This is a genomic window from Thalassolituus oleivorans MIL-1 (assembly GCF_000355675.1).
Taxonomy (GTDB): Bacteria; Pseudomonadota; Gammaproteobacteria; order Pseudomonadales; family Oceanobacteraceae; genus Thalassolituus; species Thalassolituus oleivorans.
On record NC_020888.1, the window covers coordinates 2,101,768 to 2,127,391 of the forward strand.

At 45.3% G+C, this 25,624-nt stretch carries 20 protein-coding genes and 1 pseudogene; 10 read left to right on the forward strand and 11 right to left on the reverse strand.

Annotation, left to right across the window (positions count from 1 at the left end):
- Positions 1-4: 4 nt before the first annotated feature.
- Positions 5-841: a CPBP family intramembrane glutamic endopeptidase gene (locus TOL_RS09545; RefSeq protein WP_015487110.1), complete on the reverse strand. Its 837-nt coding sequence runs from the start codon at positions 839-841 to the stop codon at positions 5-7.
- Between the two features lie 42 nt (positions 842-883).
- Positions 884-1,372, reverse strand: a complete 489-nt coding sequence (locus TOL_RS09550) for a DUF4124 domain-containing protein (RefSeq protein ID WP_015487111.1) — start codon at positions 1,370-1,372, stop codon at positions 884-886.
- A gap of 178 nt (positions 1,373-1,550) precedes the next feature.
- Between TOL_RS09550 and TOL_RS18340 the strand changes: the two genes are divergently transcribed.
- The 3 genes from TOL_RS18340 to rimO all read left to right on the forward strand — a co-directional run bounded on the left by TOL_RS18340 (position 1,551) and on the right by rimO (position 7,883).
- Positions 1,551-5,489, forward strand: coding sequence for a response regulator (locus tag TOL_RS18340; protein ID WP_015487112.1), 3,939 nt, complete (start codon positions 1,551-1,553; stop codon positions 5,487-5,489).
- Positions 5,482-6,378 (forward strand): diguanylate cyclase, encoded by an 897-nt coding sequence (locus TOL_RS09560; RefSeq protein WP_015487113.1) that lies wholly within the window; start codon positions 5,482-5,484, stop codon positions 6,376-6,378. The genes TOL_RS18340 and TOL_RS09560 overlap by 8 nt, the downstream gene beginning before the upstream one ends.
- Before the next feature lie 122 nt (positions 6,379-6,500).
- Positions 6,501-7,883, forward strand: coding sequence for a 30S ribosomal protein S12 methylthiotransferase RimO (gene rimO, locus TOL_RS09565; protein ID WP_015487114.1), 1,383 nt, complete (start codon positions 6,501-6,503; stop codon positions 7,881-7,883).
- 77 nt (positions 7,884-7,960) lie between these two features.
- Here the strand turns inward: rimO and TOL_RS09570 are convergent, their stop codons facing one another.
- The 4 genes from TOL_RS09570 to TOL_RS09585 all read right to left on the reverse strand — a co-directional run bounded on the left by TOL_RS09570 (position 7,961) and on the right by TOL_RS09585 (position 14,307).
- Complete coding sequence (locus TOL_RS09570; protein ID WP_015487115.1) at positions 7,961-8,851, reverse strand: Dyp-type peroxidase; 891 nt, start codon at positions 8,849-8,851, stop codon at positions 7,961-7,963.
- Positions 8,852-8,910: 59 nt separating this feature from the next.
- Complete coding sequence (locus TOL_RS09575) at positions 8,911-11,328, reverse strand: two-component system response regulator (RefSeq protein ID WP_015487116.1); 2,418 nt, start codon at positions 11,326-11,328, stop codon at positions 8,911-8,913.
- A complete protein-coding gene (locus TOL_RS18345) occupies positions 11,325-13,169 on the reverse strand; it encodes a PAS domain-containing protein (protein WP_015487117.1) in 1,845 nt (614 codons plus the stop codon). The genes TOL_RS09575 and TOL_RS18345 overlap by 4 nt, the downstream gene beginning before the upstream one ends.
- A 97-nt stretch (positions 13,170-13,266) precedes the next feature.
- The gene (locus TOL_RS09585) at positions 13,267-14,307 is read right to left on the reverse strand and encodes a GlxA family transcriptional regulator (protein ID WP_015487118.1); all 1,041 of its coding nucleotides are present in this window, start codon (positions 14,305-14,307) and stop codon (positions 13,267-13,269) included.
- A gap of 151 nt (positions 14,308-14,458) precedes the next feature.
- On the opposite strand from TOL_RS09585, the gene TOL_RS09590 reads away from it, so the two are divergent.
- Positions 14,459-16,177, forward strand: coding sequence for a beta-ketoacyl synthase (locus tag TOL_RS09590; protein WP_015487119.1), 1,719 nt, complete (start codon positions 14,459-14,461; stop codon positions 16,175-16,177).
- Here the strand turns inward: TOL_RS09590 and TOL_RS09595 are convergent.
- The 4 genes and pseudogenes from TOL_RS09595 to TOL_RS09615 all read right to left on the reverse strand — a co-directional run bounded on the left by TOL_RS09595 (position 16,174) and on the right by TOL_RS09615 (position 19,095).
- On the reverse strand, positions 16,174-16,881 hold the full coding sequence (locus tag TOL_RS09595; protein WP_015487120.1) for an SDR family NAD(P)-dependent oxidoreductase: 708 nt from the start codon (positions 16,879-16,881) through the stop codon (positions 16,174-16,176). The genes TOL_RS09590 and TOL_RS09595 overlap by 4 nt on opposite strands.
- Before the next feature lie 13 nt (positions 16,882-16,894).
- Entirely contained in the window at positions 16,895-17,293 is a 399-nt protein-coding gene (locus tag TOL_RS09600; protein WP_015487121.1) for a DUF3127 domain-containing protein, read from the reverse strand.
- Positions 17,294-17,375: 82 nt separating this feature from the next.
- Positions 17,376-17,942, reverse strand: a pseudogene (locus TOL_RS18350) (BrxR family helix-turn-helix transcriptional regulator).
- A gap of 193 nt (positions 17,943-18,135) precedes the next feature.
- Positions 18,136-19,095: a helix-turn-helix transcriptional regulator gene (locus tag TOL_RS09615; protein ID WP_015487125.1), complete on the reverse strand. Its 960-nt coding sequence runs from the start codon at positions 19,093-19,095 to the stop codon at positions 18,136-18,138.
- A 213-nt stretch (positions 19,096-19,308) separates the two neighbouring features.
- On the opposite strand from TOL_RS09615, the gene TOL_RS09620 reads away from it, so the two are divergent.
- On the forward strand, positions 19,309-19,590 hold the full coding sequence (locus TOL_RS09620) for an antibiotic biosynthesis monooxygenase family protein (RefSeq protein ID WP_015487126.1): 282 nt from the start codon (positions 19,309-19,311) through the stop codon (positions 19,588-19,590).
- A 213-nt stretch (positions 19,591-19,803) separates the two neighbouring features.
- On the opposite strand, the gene TOL_RS09625 is transcribed toward TOL_RS09620, so the two are convergent.
- A complete protein-coding gene (locus TOL_RS09625) occupies positions 19,804-20,484 on the reverse strand; it encodes an alpha/beta family hydrolase (protein ID WP_015487127.1) in 681 nt (226 codons plus the stop codon).
- A gap of 298 nt (positions 20,485-20,782) precedes the next feature.
- Here TOL_RS09625 and ccoN point away from each other — a divergent pair, with 298 nt between their 5' ends.
- The 5 genes from ccoN to ccoG all read left to right on the forward strand — a co-directional run bounded on the left by ccoN (position 20,783) and on the right by ccoG (position 25,569).
- Positions 20,783-22,219, forward strand: a complete 1,437-nt coding sequence (ccoN, locus tag TOL_RS09630) for a cytochrome-c oxidase, cbb3-type subunit I (protein WP_015487128.1) — start codon at positions 20,783-20,785, stop codon at positions 22,217-22,219.
- 12 nt (positions 22,220-22,231) lie between these two features.
- The gene (gene ccoO, locus TOL_RS09635; RefSeq protein ID WP_015487129.1) at positions 22,232-22,837 is read left to right on the forward strand and encodes a cytochrome-c oxidase, cbb3-type subunit II; all 606 of its coding nucleotides are present in this window, start codon (positions 22,232-22,234) and stop codon (positions 22,835-22,837) included.
- Between the two features lie 4 nt (positions 22,838-22,841).
- A complete protein-coding gene (locus TOL_RS09640) occupies positions 22,842-23,018 on the forward strand; it encodes a CcoQ/FixQ family Cbb3-type cytochrome c oxidase assembly chaperone (RefSeq protein ID WP_015487130.1) in 177 nt (58 codons plus the stop codon).
- 3 nt (positions 23,019-23,021) lie between these two features.
- Positions 23,022-23,933, forward strand: a complete 912-nt coding sequence (ccoP, locus tag TOL_RS09645) for a cytochrome-c oxidase, cbb3-type subunit III (RefSeq protein WP_015487131.1) — start codon at positions 23,022-23,024, stop codon at positions 23,931-23,933.
- Between the two features lie 223 nt (positions 23,934-24,156).
- The gene (ccoG, locus tag TOL_RS09650; protein WP_015487132.1) at positions 24,157-25,569 is read left to right on the forward strand and encodes a cytochrome c oxidase accessory protein CcoG; all 1,413 of its coding nucleotides are present in this window, start codon (positions 24,157-24,159) and stop codon (positions 25,567-25,569) included.
- The last annotated feature ends 55 nt before the right edge of the window (positions 25,570-25,624 follow it).

Genomic DNA, 25,624 nt, shown 5'->3' on the forward strand with positions numbered 1-25,624 from the left:
TCCACTAACGCCAGAAGCTGTCAGGTAAGCCGCGTGTTTGCAATAGCGCGGCGATATCCATCGTTAACGCAATGCCTACATGTACCCCCACCCCGCCCCAGATTGATCGCGATAGTAAAGCGAGCACGCCGAGAAAAAAGCCAAATAAAATAGCACCAAAAGACTCAGGCCATAGCTTAGGAAAATGCAACATCAGATAGGGCAAACACATCACAGCAATACTTAAGCTGCCAAATTGGCGTCGCAAGCCGTTGACTAAAAATCCTCGAAAAAAGAATTCAACTGCAACAAATTGCAGAATATATATAGTTTCCCATGCAAGTAGATCAAACCAACTGGCATGAGCCATTTTATAGAAGGGATAATGCCGCGAAAAGTCATTACCAAAACTGGCTATAACGGCGAAGCAGAGAATGGGAGATGCCAGTAAAACATAACCAAGCCAATGTGCAGCGACATCGCCTTTTTGCCAACCATAGTTCGCTAACGAATCACGTAAAATAAACCTAATCGCTAGCATAGGTATAAAAAGAAATCCGGCTAGATTCCAAAACCCCCACCACACATATCCGATTAATTCTCGATATTCATGACTACGATACCAACGTTGTAGGTTCGAATCCGTTAAAGCATCCCACCAGGTCAATACCAGTGAAACATTATTGCTGTACTTAACATAATGAACCAATAACAAGCATAAACACGCAACAGCTATAACATACCATACGCGACGCTTCTCATTATGTTGATCGAGACCAACGCGTTCTTGTTCGGCTTGTTCATCAAACACGCGCAGATAATCAACTATTCGGCGCGGATTAAGCCATTGCAAAATACTCATATTCATCGGCCTTAAGCACTTACTAAGAAGTCATTAGTCAAATTAATTTTCAAGTTCTTTTAACGCTTTCTTGGCTGCTTCCAGTGTTTCTGCCTCTTTCTTTCTCTCAGCGATGTACTTAGTCTCGCGAGCATTAATTTGATCTATAACCTGCTGAGCTCGATTACGCGCGTTAACTCCGCTGATCTCCATGGCATCGACCTTAAGTTTCGATGTATCGCGTTCATAAGACTGCCTAAGCATTTCAAGCTTCTTCTCTGAACGTTCAATCTGGCGATTAAGCCTGATAGAGTTGTTACTATCTGATAGCTCTTGCGCATAATCACGCCGTAATGGTGCTTCTTCACGGGAGGCCTCACCTGCCATGCTTGATCCTTCGTCTTTAAACACCTTCACTTCTTCATCGACATACTGACTCGGACACGGCATCTGTGAAAACAGCTTCTTCCCTTGTGCGTCCTTACACTCATAATACTGCCCTGCTAGTGCGCCATTACTCGCTACTACTAAAATCATCATTAGGTATTTCACGGAAAGTCCTCTCCCTGATTGAATCGTTTCCCGATGCTAGCACAGCACACCAATCGGAAGAACCGAGATCAGCTTCAATGAAGTCGTTGGCCTACACAATCCTGAGGCTTGACTATACTAAGTGCTATTCACTGTTAAACCATTGATATTTGACGTAAAAACACTGGAAAGGACAAATATGGCCACGATTCAGATCCCTGCCCAGAGTAAGGTCAATCCTTCAGAGGAAACCTTACATCAACTTCAGCAGCAGAAATTTGCACTGGATCAACATGCGATCGTTGCTACTACTGATATCCATGGAACCATTAAACACGTTAATGACAAATTTTGTGATATTAGCGGCTACTCTCGCGAAGAGCTCATTGGTCAAAATCATCGCTTATTGCGGTCTGGCATTCACGACTTAGATTTCTTTAGAACCATGTTTATTTCTTTAAAGCGGGACGGAATTTGGCACGGAGAAATCTGTAACCGCCGCAAAGATGGGACATTATACTGGGTAGATACAACAATTGTTGCATTACGCGATAGCGAAAATAAGCTTCAGGGCTATATCGCTATTAGAAATGACATAACCGATCAACGCACAACTTTAGAAGCGGTAAGGCGTTTACATGAGATTACCGCGGATAGATCGACGGTTCTTAAAACTAAAATCAATGAAATATTAGAACTTGGTCGCTCAATATTTAATTTGCCTATTGCGATTATTAGTCATATTGAAGATCCAATATACACGGTTGATTATACTCTAACGCCTAACAATGAAATCGCCCCTGGAGATGAGTTTGAACTAGGCAATACATACTGCACTCATACACTTGCGGCAAATGGTCCTCTGGCCTACCACAACGCAGGTAATAGCAATATTAAGGATCACCCTTGTTATCAGGGATTCGGCCTAGAGTCGTATATCGGAGCCCCTGTGATTGTCAATAACGTACGTTATGGCACCATCAATTTCTCGGGTCCAGAAGCACGTCAACGCCCCTTTAGCGATAATGATTTAAGTTTAATTCAACTATTTTCTAAATGGATCGGTGATGAATTTTCACGCCATGAAAGCGATTTAGAGCTAAGCCGCCAACAAAATTTACTTAATGCTATGAGTCAACAAGCTCGTATCGGTGCTTGGGAATTGAATATGGTTACTAATGAACTCTATTGGTCACCTATGACCAAAGAAATTCATGAAGTTTCCAAGGAGTTTGTTCCCGACATGGAGACCTCTCTTAGCTTTTACAAACCCGGAGAAAACAGAGATAGGATCGCGAATACAGTACAGCGCGCCATCATCGATGGAGATCCCTGGACGGAAGAATTAGAAATAATCACGGCCAAGGGGACAGCGCTCTGGGTCGTTGCGCGCGGAGAGGCAGAGTTTGAAAATGGCAAGTGCGTGCGCCTATTTGGTTCATTTCAAGATGTCAGCGATAAGAAGAGAGCAGAACAAGAAAATCTTGAAACTTTGTCTCTACTTGAATCAACACTAGAGTCAACCGATAACGGAATCTTGGTGGTTAATAACCAAGGAGAAATTGAGCGATTTAATCAACAATTCTCCACAATATGGGCTCTATCGAATCAGGAAGAAATTAATAATCCAAAAGAAATATTTCGTCATGTTAAGCAGCAAATTAACGGTAATTCAATAGCAAAACATCATATTAATTTTCAATCTAATTCTACAGAAGGCACATTCGATATCGCACAAACCCTTGACGGTCGTACTATCGAAGTATCCTCGCTACCAATGAGTATTCATCACATTCCAAGAGGTCGAGTTTGGAGTTTTCGCGATATTACCGAGCAAAAATTGGCTGAAACGGCGCTAGTAGAAGCCAAAGCCGAAGCCGAAGCCGCAGCAAAATCAAAAAGTGAATTTTTGGCAAGTATGAGCCATGAAATCCGAACGCCCATGAATGGTGTGCTAGGTATGCTAGGGCTATTAAAAAATACGCCTCTCAACGAAACCCAAGCACATAGGCTCCATGTAGCTCAGAGCAGTGCTCGCTCGCTTCTAGCTTTAATCGACGACATTCTTGATTTCTCTAAAATCGAGGCCAAAAAGCTAGAACTAGAAAACATAGAATTTAATCTACGCACTATGCTTGGAGAATTCACCGAAGGTATGGCGCCAATGGCCCAAGAGAAGGGCTTAGAACTTATATTAGACGTAGTGGACTTATGTGATGATTTCATCGTCAGTGATTCGGGACGAATCCGACAGATTCTAACCAATTTGGTAGGTAACGCGATTAAATTTACCGATGCCGGAGAAGTCGTTATTCGCGTTAGCCTAACAACAAGCAATGCAACCCAATGGCAGTTATCAATAGATGTAAAAGATACAGGCATAGGTATTGATAAACAGAAGCAAAGCAATCTATTTGAAGCGTTTAGCCAAGTAGACTCATCCACAACTCGAAAATTTGGCGGGACCGGATTAGGGCTCGCCATCGTTAAAAATTTATGTCATCTAATGGACGGCGATATTCGCCTTAACAGCGCAGCCAATGAAGGTAGTCGATTCGTTGCTAGTGTAAAGGTAAATAAGTGCGCTACGACTCGGTTACCCGAAATCCCATCAGACTGTAAAGAACGCAACATATTGGTCGTGGATGACAATAATAGTAATCGTAAAATTCTTGTAGCGCAGCTACGTCAATGGGGTTGTACCGTTGTTGAATGCACAAGTGGTCTGCAAGCCTTAGCGACTTGTCAACAGCAATTAGATGACGAACTCCCTCTTTTCGACACAGCCATTATCGACATGGATATGCCCGGAATGGATGGTGTTCAATTGTGCAATCACATAAGAAAAATTCCCATATTAGGCACTATGAAACTCGCACTCGTAAGCACCATGAAATTAGATGTTAACGATCAAAATATGGATCACAAAGTTTTCGATATCAATACCACGAAACCAACAACAACCGATTCACTATTAACGTTATTACGCCATACGAGTCCTTATCTGTCGAAGCAAGAAGTAACTGCTGACAGAGGGATAAATAGTGCAACCATTGATCACATTCGATTTAATGGCGAACGAGTTCTATTAGTCGAAGATAATACTGTTAATCAACTGGTAGCGAGTGAAATTTTGCTCGAACTTGGCTTGCAAGTAGATATTGCAGAGCACGGAAAAATAGCAATAGAGATGCTTTCAAAACCATCAACATCGCCCTATCAACTTATTTTGATGGACTGTCAAATGCCCGTGATGGATGGCTATGAAGCTACTCGTGAGATACGGCAAGGAAACTCAACCCTCCATATAAAAGATATTCCCATTATTGCCATGACAGCCCATGCAATGGAGAGCGATAGAAATAAGTGTTTGAATTCTGGTATGAATGATTATCTGTCTAAACCTGTCGATCCTCGCAAACTTATTGAAAAAATATGCCTTTGGATTCAACCAATGACAAAAGGTCAAATCGTTAAAACAAAAAAAAACCAACTTACTACCAACTCCGAAACTATCCAAGGTAGCCGCGACGTCAAGATTTGGGATAAAAGAGGCGCGCTAGATCGTGTGCTAAATAATGAATCGTTATTAAATCGACTGGTCGATCTATTTTGCCAAGATCAACCCATTCGTATGCGCGAAATTCGCACGGCCATTAATAATCACGACTTAATCACGTTAATCAATACAGCACACACGCTAAAGGGAGTTGCAGGCAATTTATCGGCCAATCAACTGCAGCAGATAGCCGCAAAAATGGAAAAGGCAGCGCGACTTGAACAAAAAGAGGAATTACCTCAACTTTGGGAGGAATTAGAGATAGCTAGCAAGCAGTTTCTTGCACTATTTATAAAAAAATCAAGTGACTCACCAGTAATTTCTGCAACAAAAACCGACACTCTGAAAAATACCAAAGCGATCCTACCGATTCTCGCAGATCTCAAAGAGAAATTAGAACAAGACGACTACATTAGCCCAGATAGCCTAAATCCTTTACGCCTACCGTTATGCAATAGTGAATTGGAGGGGTTATGCCAGCAACTGACGAACGAAATCCTGCAATTTGATACTTTCGCAGCACAAGCTACTCTTAAGGGACTCAATAGCAAACTAAAGAACTTCGGCCTAAATGACTAAAGCTAAAGTCACTGTATTGATTGTGGATGACTCAACTACAAATTTGCAGGTAATGGCAGCTATTCTAGAACAACGATATCAGGTCAAGGCTGCAACATCTGGCGAGCAGTGCATCGCTATCGCGACCAAACATAAGCCAGACCTGATATTACTCGACGTCGTCATGCCAGACATGGATGGCTTCGCCGTTTGCCGAAAGCTAAAATCTCTACCAGAAACCAAGTATATTCCAATCATCTTCGTTACCGGTCGTGATGAGGTCAATGATGAAGAGCAAGGGTTACGCTTGGGCGCCGTAGATTATATTACCAAGCCGATTAGGCCATTAATCCTGTCTGCCCGTGTCGATACGCACATTACCCTGAAGCAACAGCAAGACAAGCTGCACGAACTCGCCATGATTGATCAGTTAACAGGGTTAACTAACCGGCATTATATGCTTGAAGTGGTCGGACAAAAACTAGCGCGATCACGGCGTCATAAAACGCCGTTGTCGATCCTGCTCATCGACATTGACCATTTTAAGAGTATTAATGATACCCGAGGCCATTTAACCGGAGACCTTGTGCTAAGACAGCTTGGTGAATTCCTAAAAGATCAGTTCCGCGTCGAAGATTCCATCACGCGCTTTGGTGGTGAAGAGTTTTTGGTTATTTTAGAGCCCTGCAATGAAGAGCAAGCAATCGCCAAAGCTGAAGAAATCCGTAAGGATATTGAAAAGCTTCAACCGGCAAATATTGATATTACCGTCAGCATTGGTGTTGCCCAATTAAGCAATCGCGACTTACGTTTTGATCAACTGATCAAACGTGCTGATAAAGCCTTATATGAAGCGAAAGGAAAAGGCCGCAACTGCACAGTGTTGAGCAGTTTGCCCAAAGCCAGCTAGATTCACATCGACTAAGCGGTCGATGACTCCCACGCCTAAACTCGGTACAATCCCGCCCCGATATTCATAACTGCGCTGAACATCATAAGATTCAGTGCATTTCCCGTGTGAGGCGCTCTGCTATGTCTGATGATATTTCTACAATCCCTATGGCCGAAGGTGCCGTAATACCAAGCTCAAGCAATGGTAAGGTAGGGTTTGTATCCCTCGGCTGCCCAAAGGCGCTAGTAGATTCAGAGCGTATCCTTACACAGTTGCGATTAGACGGCTACGAAGTCGTTAACACATACAACGATGCCGATGTCGTGGTTGTTAACACTTGCGGTTTTATCGACGATGCCAAACAAGAATCACTAGATGCAATTAATGAAGCCATGACCGAAAACGGCAAAGTCATTGTTACCGGCTGTATGGGTAAAGGTGCGGACGCTCTTCTCATTAAAGAAAAGAACCCCGGAGTACTTGCCGTCACAGGCCCACAGGCCTATGAAGAAGTCATGACAGCGGTACACGAATGGGTTCCACCAACAAAGAAACATGATCCATTTACCGATCTAGTGCCACCACAAGGCGTTAAACTCACCCCTCGTCACTATTCATATCTGAAAATTTCAGAAGGCTGTAACCATAAGTGTACCTTCTGCATCATCCCAGACATGCGCGGCAAGCACGTGAGTCGCCCTATTGGTGACGTATTAGATGAAGCTAAACGATTGGTGGCTGCGGGCACTAAAGAGCTACTAGTGATCTCTCAAGATACCAGCGCCTATGGTGTAGATATGAAGTTCCGCACCGGATTTTGGGATGGCAAGCCGGTCAAGACTGATATGCTCAACCTTTGTGAAGAGCTAGGTAAAATGGGCGTATGGGTACGTCTACACTATGTTTATCCTTACCCTCACGTGGACAATGTTATTCCACTGATGGCAGCAGGTAAGATCCTGCCGTACTTGGATATTCCTTTCCAACACGCAAGTCCAAATATTCTTAAGTTAATGAAACGCCCTGCGCACGCAGAAAACACGCTAGAACGTATTAAAAAATGGCGTGAGATCTGCCCTGAACTTGTGATTCGCTCTACCTTCGTCGTTGGTTTTCCTGGCGAAACTGAAGAAGACTTTCAGATACTGTTGGATTGGTTAGACGAGGCAGAATTAGATCGCGTGGGTTGCTTTAAATACAGTCCAGTCGAAGGTGCTAAGGCCAACGATTTACCTGATCATGTTCCAGAAGATATCCAGCAAGAGCGCTGGGACCGATTTATGGCCAAGCAGCAAGAAATCAGTACCCGAAAACTCGCTCGTCGTATTGGTCAGCGCATGACAGTATTAATTGACGAGGTAGATGAAGAAGGCGCTATTGGACGTTCTATGGCCGATGCACCAAATATCGACGGCATGGTGTATTTAAATGAGTTCACCGATTGTGAACCCGGCGATTTTATTGAAGTTGAAATCGACCACTCCGACGAATACGACCTTTGGGCTTCGCCCATCGAAGCTTAATTTTTTGTAGTGATTGGCTCGTCCTAAAATAAAAATGCCCGCAAGTTTGCGGGCATTTTTATTTCCTCAATCAGTGATTATGCCATTAGCAAAGCATCTAAGTCCTCTTGGCTCGGCATAAACCAATACGATCCTGTTTTCGCATCGCTATAATCCATCATGGCGTCGGTAACGCCGTCATCCTTGCCAAGCATACTGTCAATCACGTGTTCAAAGCGCGTTTGTTCGCACGCAAATGCCAAAAAGTACAAGCCATAATCACCGGCATTGCCGTACGGTGTACCGCGGCGATACATTTTCATTGGAGTATCATTAACATCAATATCCGTGCGCGCCACATGTGAATTCGTCGGCATGGCTGCGCCTTCCATTTCAATATTGGTTTCTTTCGTGCGACCCATAACCTGCTCTTGCGCAGGCACGCTTAGTTGCAAAAACTCAGGCAGTTTATGCGTCCACTTTTGACCAAGTACATACGAACCACCCGCGCCTATTTGCCCATCAGGCACTACAGCCGCAGTGTGTCGCTTATCACCTTTAGGATTACCGGTTCCATCAACGAAGCCTGTAATTATGCGTGCATCTGGCGCTTTATAGCCATTAAGATCTAAAGTTAAATCAGCAATCACAGCCATTGCTTGACTCACCTGAATCACCGCAGGCATAACATCGCTTGATGTTTCGCCATGAACCCAAAAGAAAATATCTTGCTGAGTGGCAGGCATTAAGTGCCCTTTAGCAGAAGCTTGCTCAACGAAGTCACTTAACTGCGTTGGCCTCCAAAGAGGTTGTAGAGAATTCCAACAGTTTGAACCAAAGGCAATAGCAATAAAGACATTTGGAAGTCGGCTGGTAGCTCGACGTAACGCACACTTAATATCGTCAAGAGCAACACCCTGTTTAAGGGTATACTCTAAATACTGCGCGCGGTTGCCTGGCTCTTCAAATAAACCGTGTTGTGGTGTCATAGTTTCATCCGTAGCAAAGTAACAACTGGCTAGAATGATACCTCAACCACAACAGGGTTTCAGGCGATTTTATTGTAGGCTTTAGCCCATTCAATAAAGCGTTCATACACTAGCGAGCGACTAAAATAATAGCCCTGAATACATCCACACCCCATGTCTCTCAGCATATTAAGCTGCGCTTCGTTCTCTACGCCCTCTGCCGTCACTTGCATATCTAACACTTTGCATAAGGCAAGAATCGCTCGACAAATTTCTATGTCACTTTCGTCGTTAGGTAAATCTTTCACGAAAGAACGGTCTATCTTAACTCTGTCTATCGGTAAGTGTTTTAAGCGACTTAATGATGAATATCCAGTACCAAAATCGTCAATAGCCAAACGTACCCCGAGCGTTCGAAGCTGGTCTAGCTGATTTCTTACTCTATCGTTTGACTGCAAAGCACTCTCAGTAATCTCCAATTCAAGACTTGATACATCGAGATCGTATTTCTTCAATGCGGCTGCAACGATGTTACAAAATGACGTATCACACAATTGACGAACCGAGACATTCACGGCAACCGAAACATCTTTAATTCCAGCATCAAGCCAGCCTCGAATTGCTCGACAACTTTCCTGTAATACCCAAGCACCAATATTAATGATCATGTCACTTTGCTCAGCAATCGGTATAAACCGATCTGGCGGAATCATGCCTAACTCGGGATGGTACCAACGACACAAAGCCTCTGCACCACGCACACGTTGATTATCAATATCAATAAGTGGTTGGTATTCAACAGTCAATTCATGGTTATTCAACGCCTGTTTTAAATGGCGCTCTATACGCAATCTTTCGCCCGACTCCATCGCCAAGACGAAATCGTAAAAACAGATTCTATTTTTACCTTGGTGCTTAGCTTCAAACAACGCTGTATCGGCTGCGCGCAGTAATTCATCAAAATCTTTAATTGATGGTTTTGATATCGCCACGCCTATACTGACGGAGACTTCTACCGTTTCACGATTTAACTCAATGGGCGCTTGCACCGCACGCAATAACTTCTGCGCCATTTTCCGCAATCCTACTTCGCTTTCGATATCTTGAACAACAATAACGAACTCATCACCGCCAATACGAGTAACGATATCGCCTTCGCGCACAGAATCCTGAAAACGCTGCGCCAATATTTGTAATAATCGATCACCTTCAGAGTGTCCTAATGTGTCGTTAACTACTTTGAATCCATCTAAATCCATATAAAGTACAGCAACGGATGAGCGACTATCGTCGCGTCTCTCCATTGCATCTTCTAACACTCGTTCCATATGTACGCGGTTACCAAGGCCCGTCAAGGCATCTAAGTAAGCCATTCTCGCAAGATTTTTTTCTGCTCGACGTAGTTCAGAAATATCAGAAAAAGTGAATACATAGTTGGTTAAATGACCAACTTCGTCGTAAACCGAACAGACATGTTCCCAAGCGGGAAATCTATGGCCACTTTTAGTGCTGCAACCAATTTCTCCGCTCCAGAAATTTTTACCTTCGTCGTGCAGTCGCGGGTAAAATTGGTCGCTATGCCGGCGGGCGTGAAGGAAGTCGTCAGGATCTAATCCTTTAACCTCACTTAATTCATAGCCAGTAATTTCTTCAAATGCAGGATTAACAGAAATAATTTTCCGGCCACCGTCGGTGATAACAATTCCCTCAGATGTACAATTAAAAACAGCACTTGCTTGGCGAAGTTTCTCATCCGCCTTATATCTATCATCGACATCTTGCGCAACACCGACTACGCGACAATTGTTGTCAGACCAGAGAAATAAATTAGCAAATAACTCTACTCTGCGGTATTCACTTTGCTGCGACTTACGCATACGAATGATACGACTAAAATGAGCGGAGTTTTCTACATCCTGCTGAACAGCAATACGATCCTCAGGGTGGATATGTTCCAAAAGCATATCCAACGGCTGGGAAATGACACCTGGAGGATCAACAGCAACCAATTGAGCGGTATTAGTCGTATTCAACGTCGATGGCGACTGCCACTCCCAAACACTCATGTGCGCTGCATCAAGAGCCAAACGTAAACGTTGTTCGGACAAGCGGATTTCGATATCAGCATCGTAGCGCGCAAATGCGATACGAATAGTCGCATCCACTTCACGCTTTTCGAATGGCTTAACTAAATAACCGTACGGCAAGCAGTTGCTCGCAGCATCTAAGCTTCGATTGTCTGTATAAGCAGTAAGGAATACGACCGGCAGCTGCTGCTTTTCAACAATAATACGCGCGGCTTCTGTTCCTAACATAGGGGTATTTAAATGAATATCCATGAGCACTAAATCAGGTTTTAATTGCTGCGCCATTTCTATTGCATTTTCGCCATTCGCCGCCGAACCGACGACGATATAACCCAAATCGACAAGCGTTAATTCTAAATCTAGGGCTGTTATCTTCTCGTCTTCGACAATTAATATTTTTCGATGCTTCATTCGCTATCTCCCGCGAGCTTCAGCATTAATCGAAAGCCAGTGCCACTAGTATCCAATACTTCAAGAACGCCATCCATTTGATCCACCAAGCCTGGAATTAGCCGAAACCCCAAAGAGCCGCCAGTGCCAGGGCGACATCCATCCGGCAATCCGACGCCATCATCACTGACTGTTAAAATTGCATTATCCCCCTTTCTCTCCATTACTAGATTAATATGTCCGGAATCTCGTCCCACAAACGCATGTTTAACAGCATTAGTGACCAATTCATTAACCAGTAAACCGAAGGGTAAGGCGTGCTCTAAGCTTAAGAAACATGATTCATTATTAGACTCTACAGTCATAGTAATTCGATGAAATGCATTAGAATAACTACGACGTAACAAATCACTTAAGCGCTGTAAATAGGCAACGGACTCAACCCTATCAAAATTCTTTTGCTCGTACAGAAGCTGATGAATAAGCGCCATCGCTTTAATTCGACTTTGACTTTCCTCAAAATGAATTTTAGCTTCCTCAGGCACACTCCGCGCTTGCAAACTAAGTAAACTCGATACAACTTGTAGATTATTTTTCACGCGATGGTGAACTTCATTTAATAGTGACGTTTTTTCAGTCAGCGCTCGAATTAAATTTTTCTGTATATCTTTTTGAATCGTGATATCCATAACAGTCGCTAAAATTCGAGTTCCTCCTTCGAACGATAACGGTGTTAATCCAATCTCTACAGGAAATAAATCGCCTTTTTTGGTCTTAGCGTAGAGTTCTTGCATTGATGCCATACCGCGAGCCTGGGGCGCCGCTTGGTAGCCTTCGCGTAAGGCGCTATGATGATCTCGGATGCTGTCGGGAACTAAACTTTCAATCGTTAATTGATAGAATTCCTTTTTGCTATAACCGAACATACTCGCTGCGCGGCTATTGGCCAGCAGGATACTGCCATTTTCGTCGATCATAATTAATCCATCAGCTGTGGATTCCACCACCCGACGAAAGCGCTCCTCGCTGTAGCGGAGTTTCTGCTCACTTACTACCCGCGCGGAGACATCATTTCCTGATGGAATTAAATGCGTAATTTCACCTTGTGCATTCCGTAAAGGAGACAACATAAAATCAATCGTCATTCGACTATCACCAGCCATCCTAACGACAACATCATAGCGAACGACATTTCCAGCTCTTGCGCTTTCTAAGGCATCACGAAGCTGTCGTTGAATATCAGGATCGTAATTCCACCAATAGCAATCCCAAAACTTCTTACCACAAACGTCATCGATAGAAATACCAGCAGCTTCAAGAGGTGACTTATTGACATCGATAACAGTGCCATCTGGAGTCAACATACCGACAAAGGTGAATAGACCGTCTAGTACGCGACGTACGAGTTCATCAGATTCCTTCTTAGCTTGTGCCAACTCATGCTCGATCGTTCTATTTACGGCGATAGCCAATATACCGACGGTATTGCCGGAGTCGTCATTGATAGGCAGATACGATGCTTTCCAAACACCGATTCTACCTAAAGTACTAGGTGTTTCGCCTTTAATCTCGATATCAACCAAGCTTTCGCCAGTAGTAAGCACTGCTTGCAAAGCGGGAACAACGATTGGAGCGAGCTTCGGCAGAATCTCACTAACAGAACGGCCGATATGGCCTTCGACTGACACACCATTAAATTGCGCTAAGGTTGCATTAATAGCGCGATAGCAAAGATCAGAATCAAGAATCGCGACACCCATATCAGAATGATGCAGAAATGTATCGAACGCTCCGGATTTCAGCGCTAAAAAACGAGAGTCTGCGGTCTCTTCCGGCCGACTATTACCGCGAGTTACTTCCATGTTCTCCCCTTCTATTCTGACCCGTCTGCACAAAGTATAGTCAACATTTATGAGGCGTTAAGGCTATCCCTCTATTAACAGCCGTATCAGTAGATTCTCACGTTATTTCGGAAGATGGCGACACCGCAAAGATTTTTCGCCGCACCTGATTCCTATACACTCCGGGGGTTACTCCAGCCCAACGCTGAAATACCCGCCCAAAGTGGCTAGCGTCACTGAAGCCCAATTGGCTAGCAATATCAGCTAAACCTAAGTTACTGTTTTGCAGCCAGTCCCTGGCAGCCATACAACGTAGCCTTTGTTGATAGCGTACTGGTGTTTCTCCTGTAACCATGACGAACCGGCGACTAAACTGGCGCACGCTCAGATCAGCCAAAGATGCCAAAAGAGGTAGGCTTAATACTTCGTTCATATTTTGGTGTAACCAGCTTTGGGCCAAAGCTATCGCCTCATCGGCATGCTGCATAGCCAAGTCCGCTTGAAACACGCGCTTCTCAAACGGATTTCTTACTTCAGGGGAAAACTGCTGCTCAACCTGTAAAGCTAAATCGCGGCCGTAATTCAAGCCAATCAAATGAATAATAAGATCCGCCCCCGAATTAATGCTTGCTGCGCAAAAAATACGCCCAGCTTGGGTGAGTAAATGATCATGCTGCCATTTAACCTTAGGGAACATCGCGGTAAAGGCCGCCAAAGAGTGCCAGTGCGTGGTCGCTGGTAAGCCATTCAACAACCCGGCTTTTGCTGGTAGCCAAACGCCAGAACCAATCGCAACGATAGTTGCTCCTTGCTGAAATCGAGTTATCAGCCAATCCAGTAGGGGCTTAGCATTCGTTAGGTACTTTTCGGGCTGCCGCCACAAGGCTGGGATAATAATCACGTCGGTGTCTGCGATATCCAAGACTGAGCGCTGTCCTTCCAACACCAGCCCGCCAAGCGGTTGTGGTTGCTCGCCTGTTACAGAGTACTGCCCGACCTCGGTCACAAAGTTTGCTTGCCTACGAGTCGATGTTCGCAACCTTAGCCTTGCTCTTAATGCCTCGAGCATTTCTAGAGGCATAGCAATACTCGATAGCAACATCGCTTCAAGCTGCAGCAGAGTAACGTGCTTTAGCGGAATTGGAGCATCGGCAGTCATCTGTGATTATTCCTTAATACTATTGATCTAAAAGCAACTGAGCACTGGCTAAAACGTACCATAAAACGACCTTATCTTTCTATTTAGCAAATTTAAAGCACCCTAAACTAGATCAATACAATCTGACTTATTCGACAGCGAGGCCCGCGTTATGTCTACCCACCATGAAGATGTCGTTATTGCAGGCTTTGGCGGTATTAACGCCGCTGGCCGCTCATCAGGCCATCAAGCATTTCGACGTGTGGTATACGACGCCCTAAGCCCTGAACTAAAACAACAAACCCTTGCCGAACTGGCAACCCTGACAAGCTCTCCTGCAAATGAAAACCTACTTCAACACTCTTGCGTGCGCGCCTGGGATAACATTAGCTGGGACGCCAATGCGATGCCGTTTAACCAACCGTTTACCGACGCTGAGGGCAACCCATGTTTCCGTATCACCAGTAAACGCAGTGACGTTCAAAGCGGCGGCCAGTTACCCAAAGGCTTTGATCCTTCTAGCCTCTACCCCGCACGTCATCATCCTCGCGGATTACAAATGGCACTGTATGCCGCCGCTGATGCACTCGGTTGTTCAGGGATAACGGTTGAAGATATTAAGCATCACCTCAGCCCTGACCAAATTGCCGTGTATTGCGGGTCAGCGGCTGGTCAGCTTGATCCAGAAGGCTTCGGCGGTATGCTCAGCGCCGCACATTTAGGCCAACGCAACTCGTCGCGCCAATTGCCCTTAGGCATGAGCAGCATGCCAGCAGACTTTATTAATGCGTATATTCTTGGCAACGCGGGCGCTACAGGCAGCAGCAATGGTGCTTGTGCGAGCTTTTTATACAATTTACGCATGGGTCTGGATGATATTCGCAGCAAACGCCGCCGCTTAGTTTTAGTGGGTAATAGTGAAGCGCCAATATTACCGGGCATTGTCGAAGGCTTTAATGCCATGACCGCACTCGCAACCGAGCAACGACTGCGTGCCCTCGACGAATTAAGTGAAACTGAAACACCGAATTACCAAAAAGCCAGCCGCCCATTCGCCAACAACGCAGGTTTTAGTATCGCTGAGTCGGCTCAGTGTTTTGTGCTTGCCGATAGAGAGTTAGCGCTAGAAATGGGTCTAACCATTTACGGCAGCGTTGGTGATGTGTTTATTCATGCTGACGGCCACAAAAATTCAATATCGGCGCCTGGTATCGGCAACTATTTAAGTCTAGGTAAAGCACTAGCAAGCGCGCAAAAATCATTAGGGGAATATGCTGTAAAAGAACGCAGTTTTATTCATGCCCACGGCAGCAGCACGCCGCACAATCGCACAACCGAATCAGAACTTTTGTCACGCTGCGCGGGCGCCTTTGGCATAAAGCGCTGGCCTGTCTGCGCAATTAAGGCGCATATCGGACACTCCATTGCCGCCGCTTCTGCCGACCAATTATTAATGACACTAGGGAGTTGGGAAACAGGCATATTACCGGGAATAACGACGGCTGATGCGATTGCAGAAGATGTAATTCAAGACAATTTAGATATACGCCTAAGCCATCAACAAGAACGCTCTGAACGGCTAGATCTAGCCTTTATTAACAGCAAAGGTTTTGGCGGCAATAACGCTACAGGCTGGGTCTTAAGTGGTCGAGCAACACGAGAGAATATCGAGCAAGCGTTAATACGAGACAATCAACACTATTTATGGAAAGTCTATCTAGATAAAAACGAACAGATAAAACAACGGCAAAACGCCTACTTAAATGCGATGCGAGTCAGAAATTTACCACTGCCGTACAAAGATAAAGAACAACAACCACATCCAGAAGAACTACAACTTAATGCTCGGGGTTTAACATTACCGGGTTGGGATATTCGAGTTGAGTTTTAGAAGGGTAGCACCGAGCCATCCCAGTGTAAAAAGTGCCCGCTTTGAGCCGGCTTTAAGCCCTCCATCACCGCCACCATACGCTCGGCGCTTTGCTCGGGTGTATACAATTTACCTTCAGCTATTCCCGCCTGAAATGGCTGCGATAACAGGGTGTCGGTCGTGCCAGGATGAACCGCGACAACCACCGACTGAGGACTTTTTCGGCCCCACTCAATCGACAGGTTTTTAACAAACATATTCAACGCAGCTTTGCTCATACGGTAGCTGTACCAGCCACCCAAACCATTATCGGTTGCACTGCCGACCATTGCCGATAACGATAACCAACGTAAAGGCTGACTGCGAGTCACTAACGGGGCGATCGCTTGTGCTAGATGAACATGACTTAGCACATTCACTGCCATGCTTTGCTGTAACCAGTCGGCAGACATTTGCACTAAGGTTTTCTCTGGCATATTCCAGCCCGTATGCAAAATACCGGCGCAGCAATACACCGCATCTAGCGACACTTTCGGTGGTAAAACCCGATTTAGAAATTGCGAAACTTGCGCCACTGATTCAGGACTCGTCAAATCCGCAATGCAGTGAGCAGCACCGACTTCGCCAGCACGACTAACGGTAAACACCGTATGACCGTGCTCTCGCAATAACGAAACTACGGCTTTACCAATACCACCGGAGGAACCGGCCACAAGAATACGCATATTTCAGTACCTATTAAAAAGGCACGTCATCATCAAAATTATCAAATGCTTGCGATGGCGCTGGCGCGCTACCAAATTGCTGACCGCCACCAAATTGACCAGCACTTGCACCTAAGCGTTCAACGCGCCATGCCTGCAAGCTAGTGAAACACTTCTCTGGTTTACCTGGCGCGTTCCACAAACGACCGCCTAAGTTGAAATGAACGTTCACCTCGTCGCCAATTTGATACTGATCCATCAAGGCACATTTATCTTTGATTAGCTCAAGCGCTACATAATTCGGGTAATCGGCATTCTCGCCTTCGCCACTTAACTTAACGACAAACTCGCGCTTAGTGAAACCATTGTTACCGAAGGTTTTCGTTTCTTCGATAGAGTGAATAATCCCCTGCACTTCAAAACTCTTGGCCATAATGCCCCCTAATAATCGATGCCAAGATCATACAGGATGTAAGCTCAAAGGGTAGCGTTGCAGAGAATCGAAGCCGCGAAAATCATTTTGGCATGTAAGGAGCGAGTGTAATTTGGCTTTCGGGACTGATAATGATTTGCTGACCTTCGGCTTTTTCACGGTACCGATCAAGGCGTAGGTGCTGCAACCAATAAATAAGTAATGCAGCTCGGACTCTATAGGTGCGCTTTTAGCGACCATCCAGTGTGGTATTCATATCATAATCAAGTGCAACTATACGCTGGCGCTCCGGGCTTAGGCGCGGATCGGGTTCGATGTTGAATTGCACCTGAGTACCTGTCGTATTTTGCGACAGGTACGGCCGCATTAGTTGCATATATTCGTCGAGCGTACCGCTACAGAAGCTGGGAATAAACTCCTCCGTTGGTTCATAGCCCTTAATCGCTGGGTTGTATATCAAGCTATCAGGGCACTGTTCTATGTAACTTTGAATGAGTTGACTGGCCGTTGAGCGGTTATCACCAAACACGTCGCTCAAATGGTTAACGGTTAAGCGCCCTTCCCATTGGGCTACTAGCTCAATTAGCCGGTAGCTTTGCAGGTTATTGTATTTAACGGCTGGGGCTTGAAGCAGTGCATCTTCACTCATGGGATCTCCCCTCTTGGTATGTCCTTATTAGGTTCGACAATAAAGGGGGATTGGAGCGGAGTAAATGCATTGTACTGTTTGGCGAGATGGGCGAACTCGGTATTACGCCCCTGCCCCGTTACCTTGCTAATGTGCTCAATGCCCATAAAGCATATCAACTGCAACGGTATTATTTTCAGCACTTGGATCGCGACTACTGATTAATACTTAACGCATCTCGAAGACGTTGAATATAAGCTTCTCTGAGCTCTGCTGGGGCGATAATTTGTACATAGGGAGCATAGGCTAATAAGTCGCGCAATAATTCTCGCTGATCATTGTATGGCAGCGTTAATTGGTAATCGTCACCTTGCCACTGCCCTTTGGCATGGGGGTGCCATTGTTGTTGCGCGACTTGGTGCGCAACGTGAGTACTGAATAGTAGTTCTGCAGTATGAGTGTTCTCACCCGAAAATATGCCGTAGCTATTATGAAAATGCTGTTTTAATTCTTCGTTATTAAATTCAATGGCATTTTTTGCGCTCATGACGACTGAATTTATTCGGCTAAGCATAAAGGTGCGCAGTTGTTGACGCTGATGACAATACGCATCGAGATACCAGTTATCGCGATATAACACGAGTGTTTGTGGGCTTATATTACGACGGCTGATCGTTTGCTTGATAGAAGCGTATTGGATTTCAATTTGTTTACGGCTAAATAAGGCATCGGTTACTTGTTGGTATACGACGTTATTAACGCTACGTCGTCCTACACTCAGCACTTTTATCCTCTGAGTAATATCGCCGGGTTTTAAGCCGCGTTGCTGCATATAGTCTTGCAGTTGCTGCTGCACTTGCTCGAGTTCTGTAGCGACTAGACCATCGTTTAATTCACGCAATATATTAAGCACGGTCACTATGCCGCGAAGTTCTTGGGCTGTTAGCCAAACTCCTGGGAGCTGAAATGCAAGTTGGGCGGAATCGTAATAATAGGTGCGATCTGACTCCCGGTATTGAATCGGTGCACCATATTCGTCTCGCATCATCGCGATCGCATCACTGAGTTCTGGAGGAGTGCAATTAAGTTCGAGCGTCAGCGTCAGCCGATTGATACCTTCGGGATTCTGTTGCAGACGTCGGTGAATGGTTTGGATGAGATCAAATTTTTCCATTGTTGTCTTACCCTTACCTGAATGGCCTATGGCGAGTCATATTGCGCAGACGTTAGCAATTTGAAGATAAGCGCTCAAGCTTTGCCTACTGGTATCGAGAATGCTGAGGCTGATTTGCGTTTTTTGCACACTTTTTTTGTTTTTATAATTGCAATCCACCCTGCTCGCCCCTACCTTACACGGTAGAAATTTATGAGTAAGGAAAGGCACAAAATGATTAAGGTCATTATCGAGCGCATGATCGCAGATGGTATGGAATCAACATACGATGAAGCCATTAAAAATACCTTGTCAGCGATGGTAGCAGCACATGGTTATGTATCGGGTGCGACTTATAAGGACGCTAAAGATAGCAATCACCGCGTGATTATTACTAACTGGCAAAGCCTACAAGCTTGGACGACTTGGTCTAAGTCAGACGAGCGAGAACGCGTCATTGGTAGTATTCGCCCGATTTTGACCCAGCCGGAGAAATTTACGATTTTAACGGCTTAATTGTTCTGCTCGCTTGCCTGTAGGAGCGACTCAACGAACGTTTTTTATTCGTGATCGCGGTGAATGCTGAGATTTTTCAATGCCACAATTCGGCACTGCTCGCTTCGCTCCCTGAGCACCTCCTACAGATTCACCTGAGTACCTCCTACAGATTCACCTGAGTACCTCCTACAGATTCACCTGAGTACCTCCTACAGATTTACCTAGTACACATCACTGATTGGCTTTAACAAACTTCGCAACTCTCTCCGCAGTCTTTTGCAGGTGCTGTTCGTGAGTAAACCCTGAAACTCGTCTTGGTTTTAGGTCGTGATTACCATCCTCCAACCATTCGAATTCAATTGCACGGTCTATACCGTAGCTCGATACATCGTTAAACGTACCCATGGTATCGCGAGAGCCTTGGACGATTAGTAGTGGCTTACCTATTTTCATCAAATGCTCAGTGCGTTGCTTTTCTGGTTTGCCCGCAGGATGAAACGGATAGCCTAAACAGGCACACCCTTTAACTAGACCAGATTGATCCTCGGCCATAGCAACAATACTGGCTATACGCCCCCCCATGGATTTACCACCGATGACGCAGGGTCGATCTAGGTCAGAAATAACGGTTTGCCAGTCATCGATAAGTTTAGGACCACGATCGGGCGGTCTTTTTTTACCATCTTCACGACGCTTTTCCATATAAGGAAAGTCGAATCGAACAACATAAACGCCAAAGGCCGCTATACGCTCAGCCATGTCAGTCATAAATTGACTTTGACTATCAGCCCCGGCTCCATGGGCAAAAATAAACAATGGATCTTCAGGGTTGCCGTTTTTTGTATAAGTCTTGTACACTATTTTTACTTTATGGATTGCGATGTCAATATTGTAACCAGTTGTGAAAGTCATGTGACAAGTTGCTCTAGGTCAAGATGCGCCTTTGTGACAACCATATTATTCACTTTGCCATTCTTGCATCGTGTTGGGCTATGCTGGAACGGCCGGCATAAGGAGTTTAGCAGTGTACTGTTTCGCTCTTTGGTGAGAGTTGTTCTTATTTGCAAGTCTAATTACTCAAAAAACTGGCTATAAGCCTCTGTAAATTCAGGTGTTTTTTGGGGGATTGATTGCAAAAATTGTCATCAAACACCATAATTGCGCCGATTTTTTTAACCCTCAATCCCTCGCTGTTAAATGGAATATGATCATGAGCACAGCATTTGACCATCCCGAGTACAACTATAAGGTGGTAAGACAATTTGCCATCATGGCCGTTGTTTGGGGCATTGTTGGCATGGCGGTTGGTGTTCTCATCGCCGCTCAGCTGGCATGGCCACAACTCAACTTTGATACCCCTTGGTTTTCTTTCGGTCGTTTACGTCCGTTGCATACCAATGCGGTTATTTTTGCCTTTGGCGGTTGCGCCTTATTTGCAACTTCTTACTACATCGTGCAACGCACATGTCGTACTTCTCTGTTCTCCGACACATTAGCAAGCTTCACCTTCTGGGGTTGGCAAGCCGTTATCGTTGCAGCAGCTATTACTTTGCCGATGGGCCTAACCTCTACCAAAGAATATGCTGAGCTAGAATGGCCTATCGATATTTTGGTAACTCTGGTTTGGGTTGCATACGTCGTTAACTTCTTGGGTACGTTGGCAATTCGTAAAGAAAGCCATATCTATGTAGCTAACTGGTTCTTCGCAGCATTCATGATCATGATTGCGATCCTGTATGTAGGTAATAACCTTGCGGTACCGGTATCACTTACTAAGTCATATTCTATCTGGCCGGGCACTATTGATGCCATGATCCAGTGGTGGTGGGGCCACAACGCAGTTGGTTTCTTCTTGACTGCAGGTTTCCTCGGTATGATGTACTACTTCGTACCTAAGCAAGCTGGCCGTCCAGTTTATTCTTACCGTTTGTCTATTGTTCACTTCTGGGCATTGATCTCTATCTATGTTTGGGCTGGTGCTCACCACTTGCACTACTCTGCACTACCAGATTGGGCGCAAACTTCCGGTATGGTGATGTCTTTGATCCTGTTAGCGCCAAGCTGGGGCGGTATGATCAACGGTATGATGACCCTGTCTGGTGCATGGCATAAGCTACGTACAGACCCTATTTTACGCTTCTTGGTTGTCTCTTTGTCTTTCTATGGTATGTCTACCTTCGAAGGCCCAATGATGTCGATCAAAACCGTAAACGCTCTGTCTCACAATACTGACTGGACCATCGGCCACGTTCACTCTGGTGCGTTAGGTTGGGTTGCTATGGTATCTATCGGTGCTCTGTATCACTTGATTCCTATTATGTTCGGTCGTAAAGCGGGTGAGATGTACTCATCCAAGCTGATCAACGCTCACTTCTGGTTGGCGACTATCGGTACCGTATTCTACATCGCTGCGATGTGGGTAAACGGTATTATGCAGGGCTTGATGTGGCGCGCAGTTAACGCTGACGGCACCTTGACCTACAGCTTCGTAGAGTCAGTCGCCGCTTCACACTGGGGCTATGCGGTTCGTGTGTTGGGTGGTGCTTTGTTCCTGACAGGTATGTTGTTGATGTTGTTCAACGTGTATATGACCGTACGCGATGCCAATAAGTCATTAGCTAACAACACCGCTGCAGCTCAGGCATAAGGAGTTTATTAAATGAATCACTCTAAAATTGAGCAAAACCTCCCACTGATGGTTGTGATGATAGTTATCGCTCTCAGCTGGGCTGGTTTGGCAGAAATTGTTCCACTATTTTGGCATGGTGATACCAACAAGCCAGTTGAAGGTTTAAAGCCATACACTGCGTTGCAACTGGAAGGCCGTGATATCTACATCCGTGAAGGTTGTCACGTATGCCATACTCAGATGGTTCGTCCATTCCGCGCAGAGACTGAGCGCTACGGCCCTTATTCTGTTGCAGGCGAGTCAGTTTACGAGCATCCATTCTTATGGGGTTCTAAACGTACTGGTCCAGATTTGGCTCGTGTTGGCGGTCGTTATTCAGATGAATGGCACCGTGCTCATTTGTACAACCCTCGTGACGTTGTTCCTGAGTCGGTTATGCCATCTTACCCGTGGCTATTCGAGGACAAGGTTGACGGGCGTTTAACACCTAAGAAAATGGAAGCTCTGCGTATGGTCGGCGTACCGTATGAAGATGCTGATATCGAAGGTGCTAAAGAAGCGGTTGACGGTGTAACTGAAATCGAAGCTCTGGTTGCTTATTTGCAGCACCTGGGCACTGTGATCACTAAACGGTAATCCCATGGACATTAACGACGTGCGCGGCCTCGGCTCAATCTTTGCTCTTATCGCCTTTTCCGGAGTTATCTGGTGGGCATACGGCTCGAGCCGCAAGAAACGCTTTGATGACGACGCTAAAATCCCGTTCGTAGAGAACGAGGAAATGCCTGCGCACGACGCTAACGATCGGAGTAAATAAAATATGTTAAGCACTTTTTGGCAAGTGTGGATCGCAGCGATTGTGCTGGGATCCATGATTGGCTGCGGTTTGCTGATTATGTACACCAGCAAAGGGCAGCGTAAGGAAGAAACCGACCAGACTACTGGTCACGCTTATGATGGCATCGAAGAACTGGATAACCCGCTACCGCGCTGGTGGGTATTTATGTTCTGGGGCACCATTGTATTTGGTTTTGGCTACCTATCCGCTTACGGCTTAGGTAACTATGACGGTTGGTTAACGGTAACGGTTGATGATCAGGAAGTAACTTGGACGTCAACTAACCAGTGGAAAGCGGAAGTTCAAGCATTCGATAAAGAGATCGCGCCGCTATACGCTGAATACCGCGCAACCGATATAGCAGAACTAGCGAAGAACGAAGACGCGCTGCAAACTGGCCAACGTCTGTTCAAAAGCAACTGTTCCGTGTGTCATGGCACTGCTGCTAAAGGCGCTCAGGGCTTCCCTAACCTAACCGACAACGATTGGTTGTATGGTGGTAAGCCTGAGAACATCAAGCAAACCATTATGTACGGTCGCCAGGGTGCAATGCCAGCTTGGGGCCCTGTATTGGGTGATGAAGGCGTTGCTGAAATGGCTCAGTATGTTCGTAGCTTGTCTGGTTTAGAACACAGCACAGAAGCTGCTGAAAAAGCCGCTCCTAAGTACCAGCAACTATGCATGGCTTGTCACGGCGCAGACGGAAAAGGCAACCAGTTGGTTGGTGCTCCGAACCTAACCGATGACGTATGGCTGTACGGCGGCGCAACAAAGCAAATCGAATTTACTTTGAAGCACGGTCGTAACGGTAAAATGCCTGCACAATCTGAAATCTTAGGTGAAGATAAAGTGCATGTATTATCAGCTTACATCTATTCTTTATCACAGAAGTAAGTTGAACCAGTGGGGTAGTCGCTACCCCACGCCCTGCCGAAGTTAGAAATTGAGCTACGGCAACAAAATATGAAAAAAGCGGCCGAGTGCCGCTTTTTTCGTTAAAGAAGCCTAGTAAAAACTATATGATTACAGCGTTATATAGAGGGTGTTAGATAATTGTTCATCCCCCTATTTTGCTCGACTCTTCTTTTAGTTTTACTAACGAGGGTGATTTACCGTTATGAGTCAAATTCCGGTCAAAAATGTCACACCAGAGCCTGAACTCCAAAGTATGTACAAAAAGCGCGAAAAAATTTACGTGCGCGCTATATCTGGAGTTTTCCAAAAAATTCGTAGTTGGTCGTTATGGGCTTTAATGCTCGGCTATTTTGGTACGGCTTGGCTTAACTGGGGCGACCGACAGGCAATTTTATTTGATCTGCCTGAACGCAAATTTCATATTTTAGGCATGACCTTTTGGCCGCAAGATTTTGTATTGCTGTCTTCTATTTTAATCATTTGTGCCTTTGGTTTATTCACTATTACTAACCTAGCTGGCCGAATTTGGTGTGGTTATACCTGCCCACAATCCGCTTGGTCGTTTATTTTCATGTGGATTGAAGAGCGTGTTGAAGGTACACGCAATGCACGTATAAAGCTCGATAAAGAACCGATGAGCGCGACTAAATTCCGCAAAAAAGCCATTAAACATATTGGTTGGATTGTGGTTGCCGTTTGGACCGGCGTCACCTTTGTTGGTTATTTCACCCCAATTCGCGAATTAGTCCCAGATTTCTTTACGCTCAATATTAATGGTTGGGCGCTGTTTTGGATTTTATTTTTTGGTGTTGCAACATACATCAATGCCGGTTGGATGCGTGAGCAAGTCTGTATTTACATGTGCCCTTACGCTCGTTTTCAGTCGGTGATGTACGATAACGATACCTTAGCGGTCTCTTACGACTACAATCGCGGCGAACCACGCGGCAAGCGCAGTAAAAAAGTAGAAAACCAAGAAGAACAAGCCAAACTTGGCGACTGTGTCGATTGCTCTTTGTGTGTACAGGTATGCCCTGTCGGTATCGATATTCGTGATGGTTTGCAATATCAATGTATCGGCTGTGCACTGTGCATTGACGCCTGTGATTCCATTATGGAAAAACTCGATAAACCTAAAGGGTTAATTCGCTACACCACTGAGAATAATTTAGAGGGTAAGAAAACGCATATTATGCGCCCTCGCCTCTTTGGCTATGCAGCGGTCCTGCTAACTATGATGGGTGCTTTAACCTACACCATTGCTACACGTACACCATTCCAGTTAGATATTGAGCGCGACCGTGGCCAGCTATATCAGTTAACGGCAAACGATACTGTACGAAATAGTTACACACTTAAAATGATCAACATGTCGCAAGAGCCGCACATCTACGTGCTTAAAATGGAAGGCCTTGAGCACTATAAAATGGATGGCCTCACGGAGTACACATTGCGTGTAAACGAACTCAAAGAGGTTATTGTCGATTTGGAAATCGATCCAGAAAAAGCCAAACTTCCAAGCAGTAAGACGGATATTGAATTCGTTGTGTACGATAAAGATACCGGGGAAGAAATCGCGCGTGAGGAAAGTCGCTTTATAGCTCCACGCGGTTGATTAAACTTGACAGTTCGATACTGGAGAACCGGCGCTCAAGTGGTTACACTTGAGC

What these genes read in the sequence shown, in the direction of transcription:
- TOL_RS09545 (WP_015487110.1), bottom strand. Translation starts at nt 841, where the DNA reads ATGAGTATTTTGCAATGGCTTAATCCGCGCCGAATAGTTGATTATCTG.
- TOL_RS18340 (WP_015487112.1), top strand. Translation starts at nt 1,551, where the DNA reads ATGGCCACGATTCAGATCCCTGCCCAGAGTAAGGTCAATCCTTCAGAG.
- TOL_RS09560 (WP_015487113.1), top strand. Translation starts at nt 5,482, where the DNA reads ATGACTAAAGCTAAAGTCACTGTATTGATTGTGGATGACTCAACTACA.
- rimO (WP_015487114.1), top strand. Translation starts at nt 6,501, where the DNA reads ATGTCTGATGATATTTCTACAATCCCTATGGCCGAAGGTGCCGTAATA.
- TOL_RS09570 (WP_015487115.1), bottom strand. Translation starts at nt 8,851, where the DNA reads ATGACACCACAACACGGTTTATTTGAAGAGCCAGGCAACCGCGCGCAG.
- TOL_RS09575 (WP_015487116.1), bottom strand. Translation starts at nt 11,328, where the DNA reads ATGAAGCATCGAAAAATATTAATTGTCGAAGACGAGAAGATAACAGCC.
- TOL_RS18345 (WP_015487117.1), bottom strand. Translation starts at nt 13,169, where the DNA reads ATGGAAGTAACTCGCGGTAATAGTCGGCCGGAAGAGACCGCAGACTCT.
- TOL_RS09585 (WP_015487118.1), bottom strand. Translation starts at nt 14,307, where the DNA reads ATGACTGCCGATGCTCCAATTCCGCTAAAGCACGTTACTCTGCTGCAG.
- TOL_RS09590 (WP_015487119.1), top strand. Translation starts at nt 14,459, where the DNA reads ATGTCTACCCACCATGAAGATGTCGTTATTGCAGGCTTTGGCGGTATT.
- TOL_RS09595 (WP_015487120.1), bottom strand. Translation starts at nt 16,881, where the DNA reads ATGCGTATTCTTGTGGCCGGTTCCTCCGGTGGTATTGGTAAAGCCGTA.
- TOL_RS09600 (WP_015487121.1), bottom strand. Translation starts at nt 17,293, where the DNA reads ATGGCCAAGAGTTTTGAAGTGCAGGGGATTATTCACTCTATCGAAGAA.
- TOL_RS09615 (WP_015487125.1), bottom strand. Translation starts at nt 19,095, where the DNA reads ATGGAAAAATTTGATCTCATCCAAACCATTCACCGACGTCTGCAACAG.
- TOL_RS09620 (WP_015487126.1), top strand. Translation starts at nt 19,309, where the DNA reads ATGATTAAGGTCATTATCGAGCGCATGATCGCAGATGGTATGGAATCA.
- TOL_RS09625 (WP_015487127.1), bottom strand. Translation starts at nt 20,484, where the DNA reads ATGACTTTCACAACTGGTTACAATATTGACATCGCAATCCATAAAGTA.
- ccoN (WP_015487128.1), top strand. Translation starts at nt 20,783, where the DNA reads ATGAGCACAGCATTTGACCATCCCGAGTACAACTATAAGGTGGTAAGA.
- ccoO (WP_015487129.1), top strand. Translation starts at nt 22,232, where the DNA reads ATGAATCACTCTAAAATTGAGCAAAACCTCCCACTGATGGTTGTGATG.
- TOL_RS09640 (WP_015487130.1), top strand. Translation starts at nt 22,842, where the DNA reads ATGGACATTAACGACGTGCGCGGCCTCGGCTCAATCTTTGCTCTTATC.
- ccoP (WP_015487131.1), top strand. Translation starts at nt 23,022, where the DNA reads ATGTTAAGCACTTTTTGGCAAGTGTGGATCGCAGCGATTGTGCTGGGA.
- ccoG (WP_015487132.1), top strand. Translation starts at nt 24,157, where the DNA reads ATGAGTCAAATTCCGGTCAAAAATGTCACACCAGAGCCTGAACTCCAA.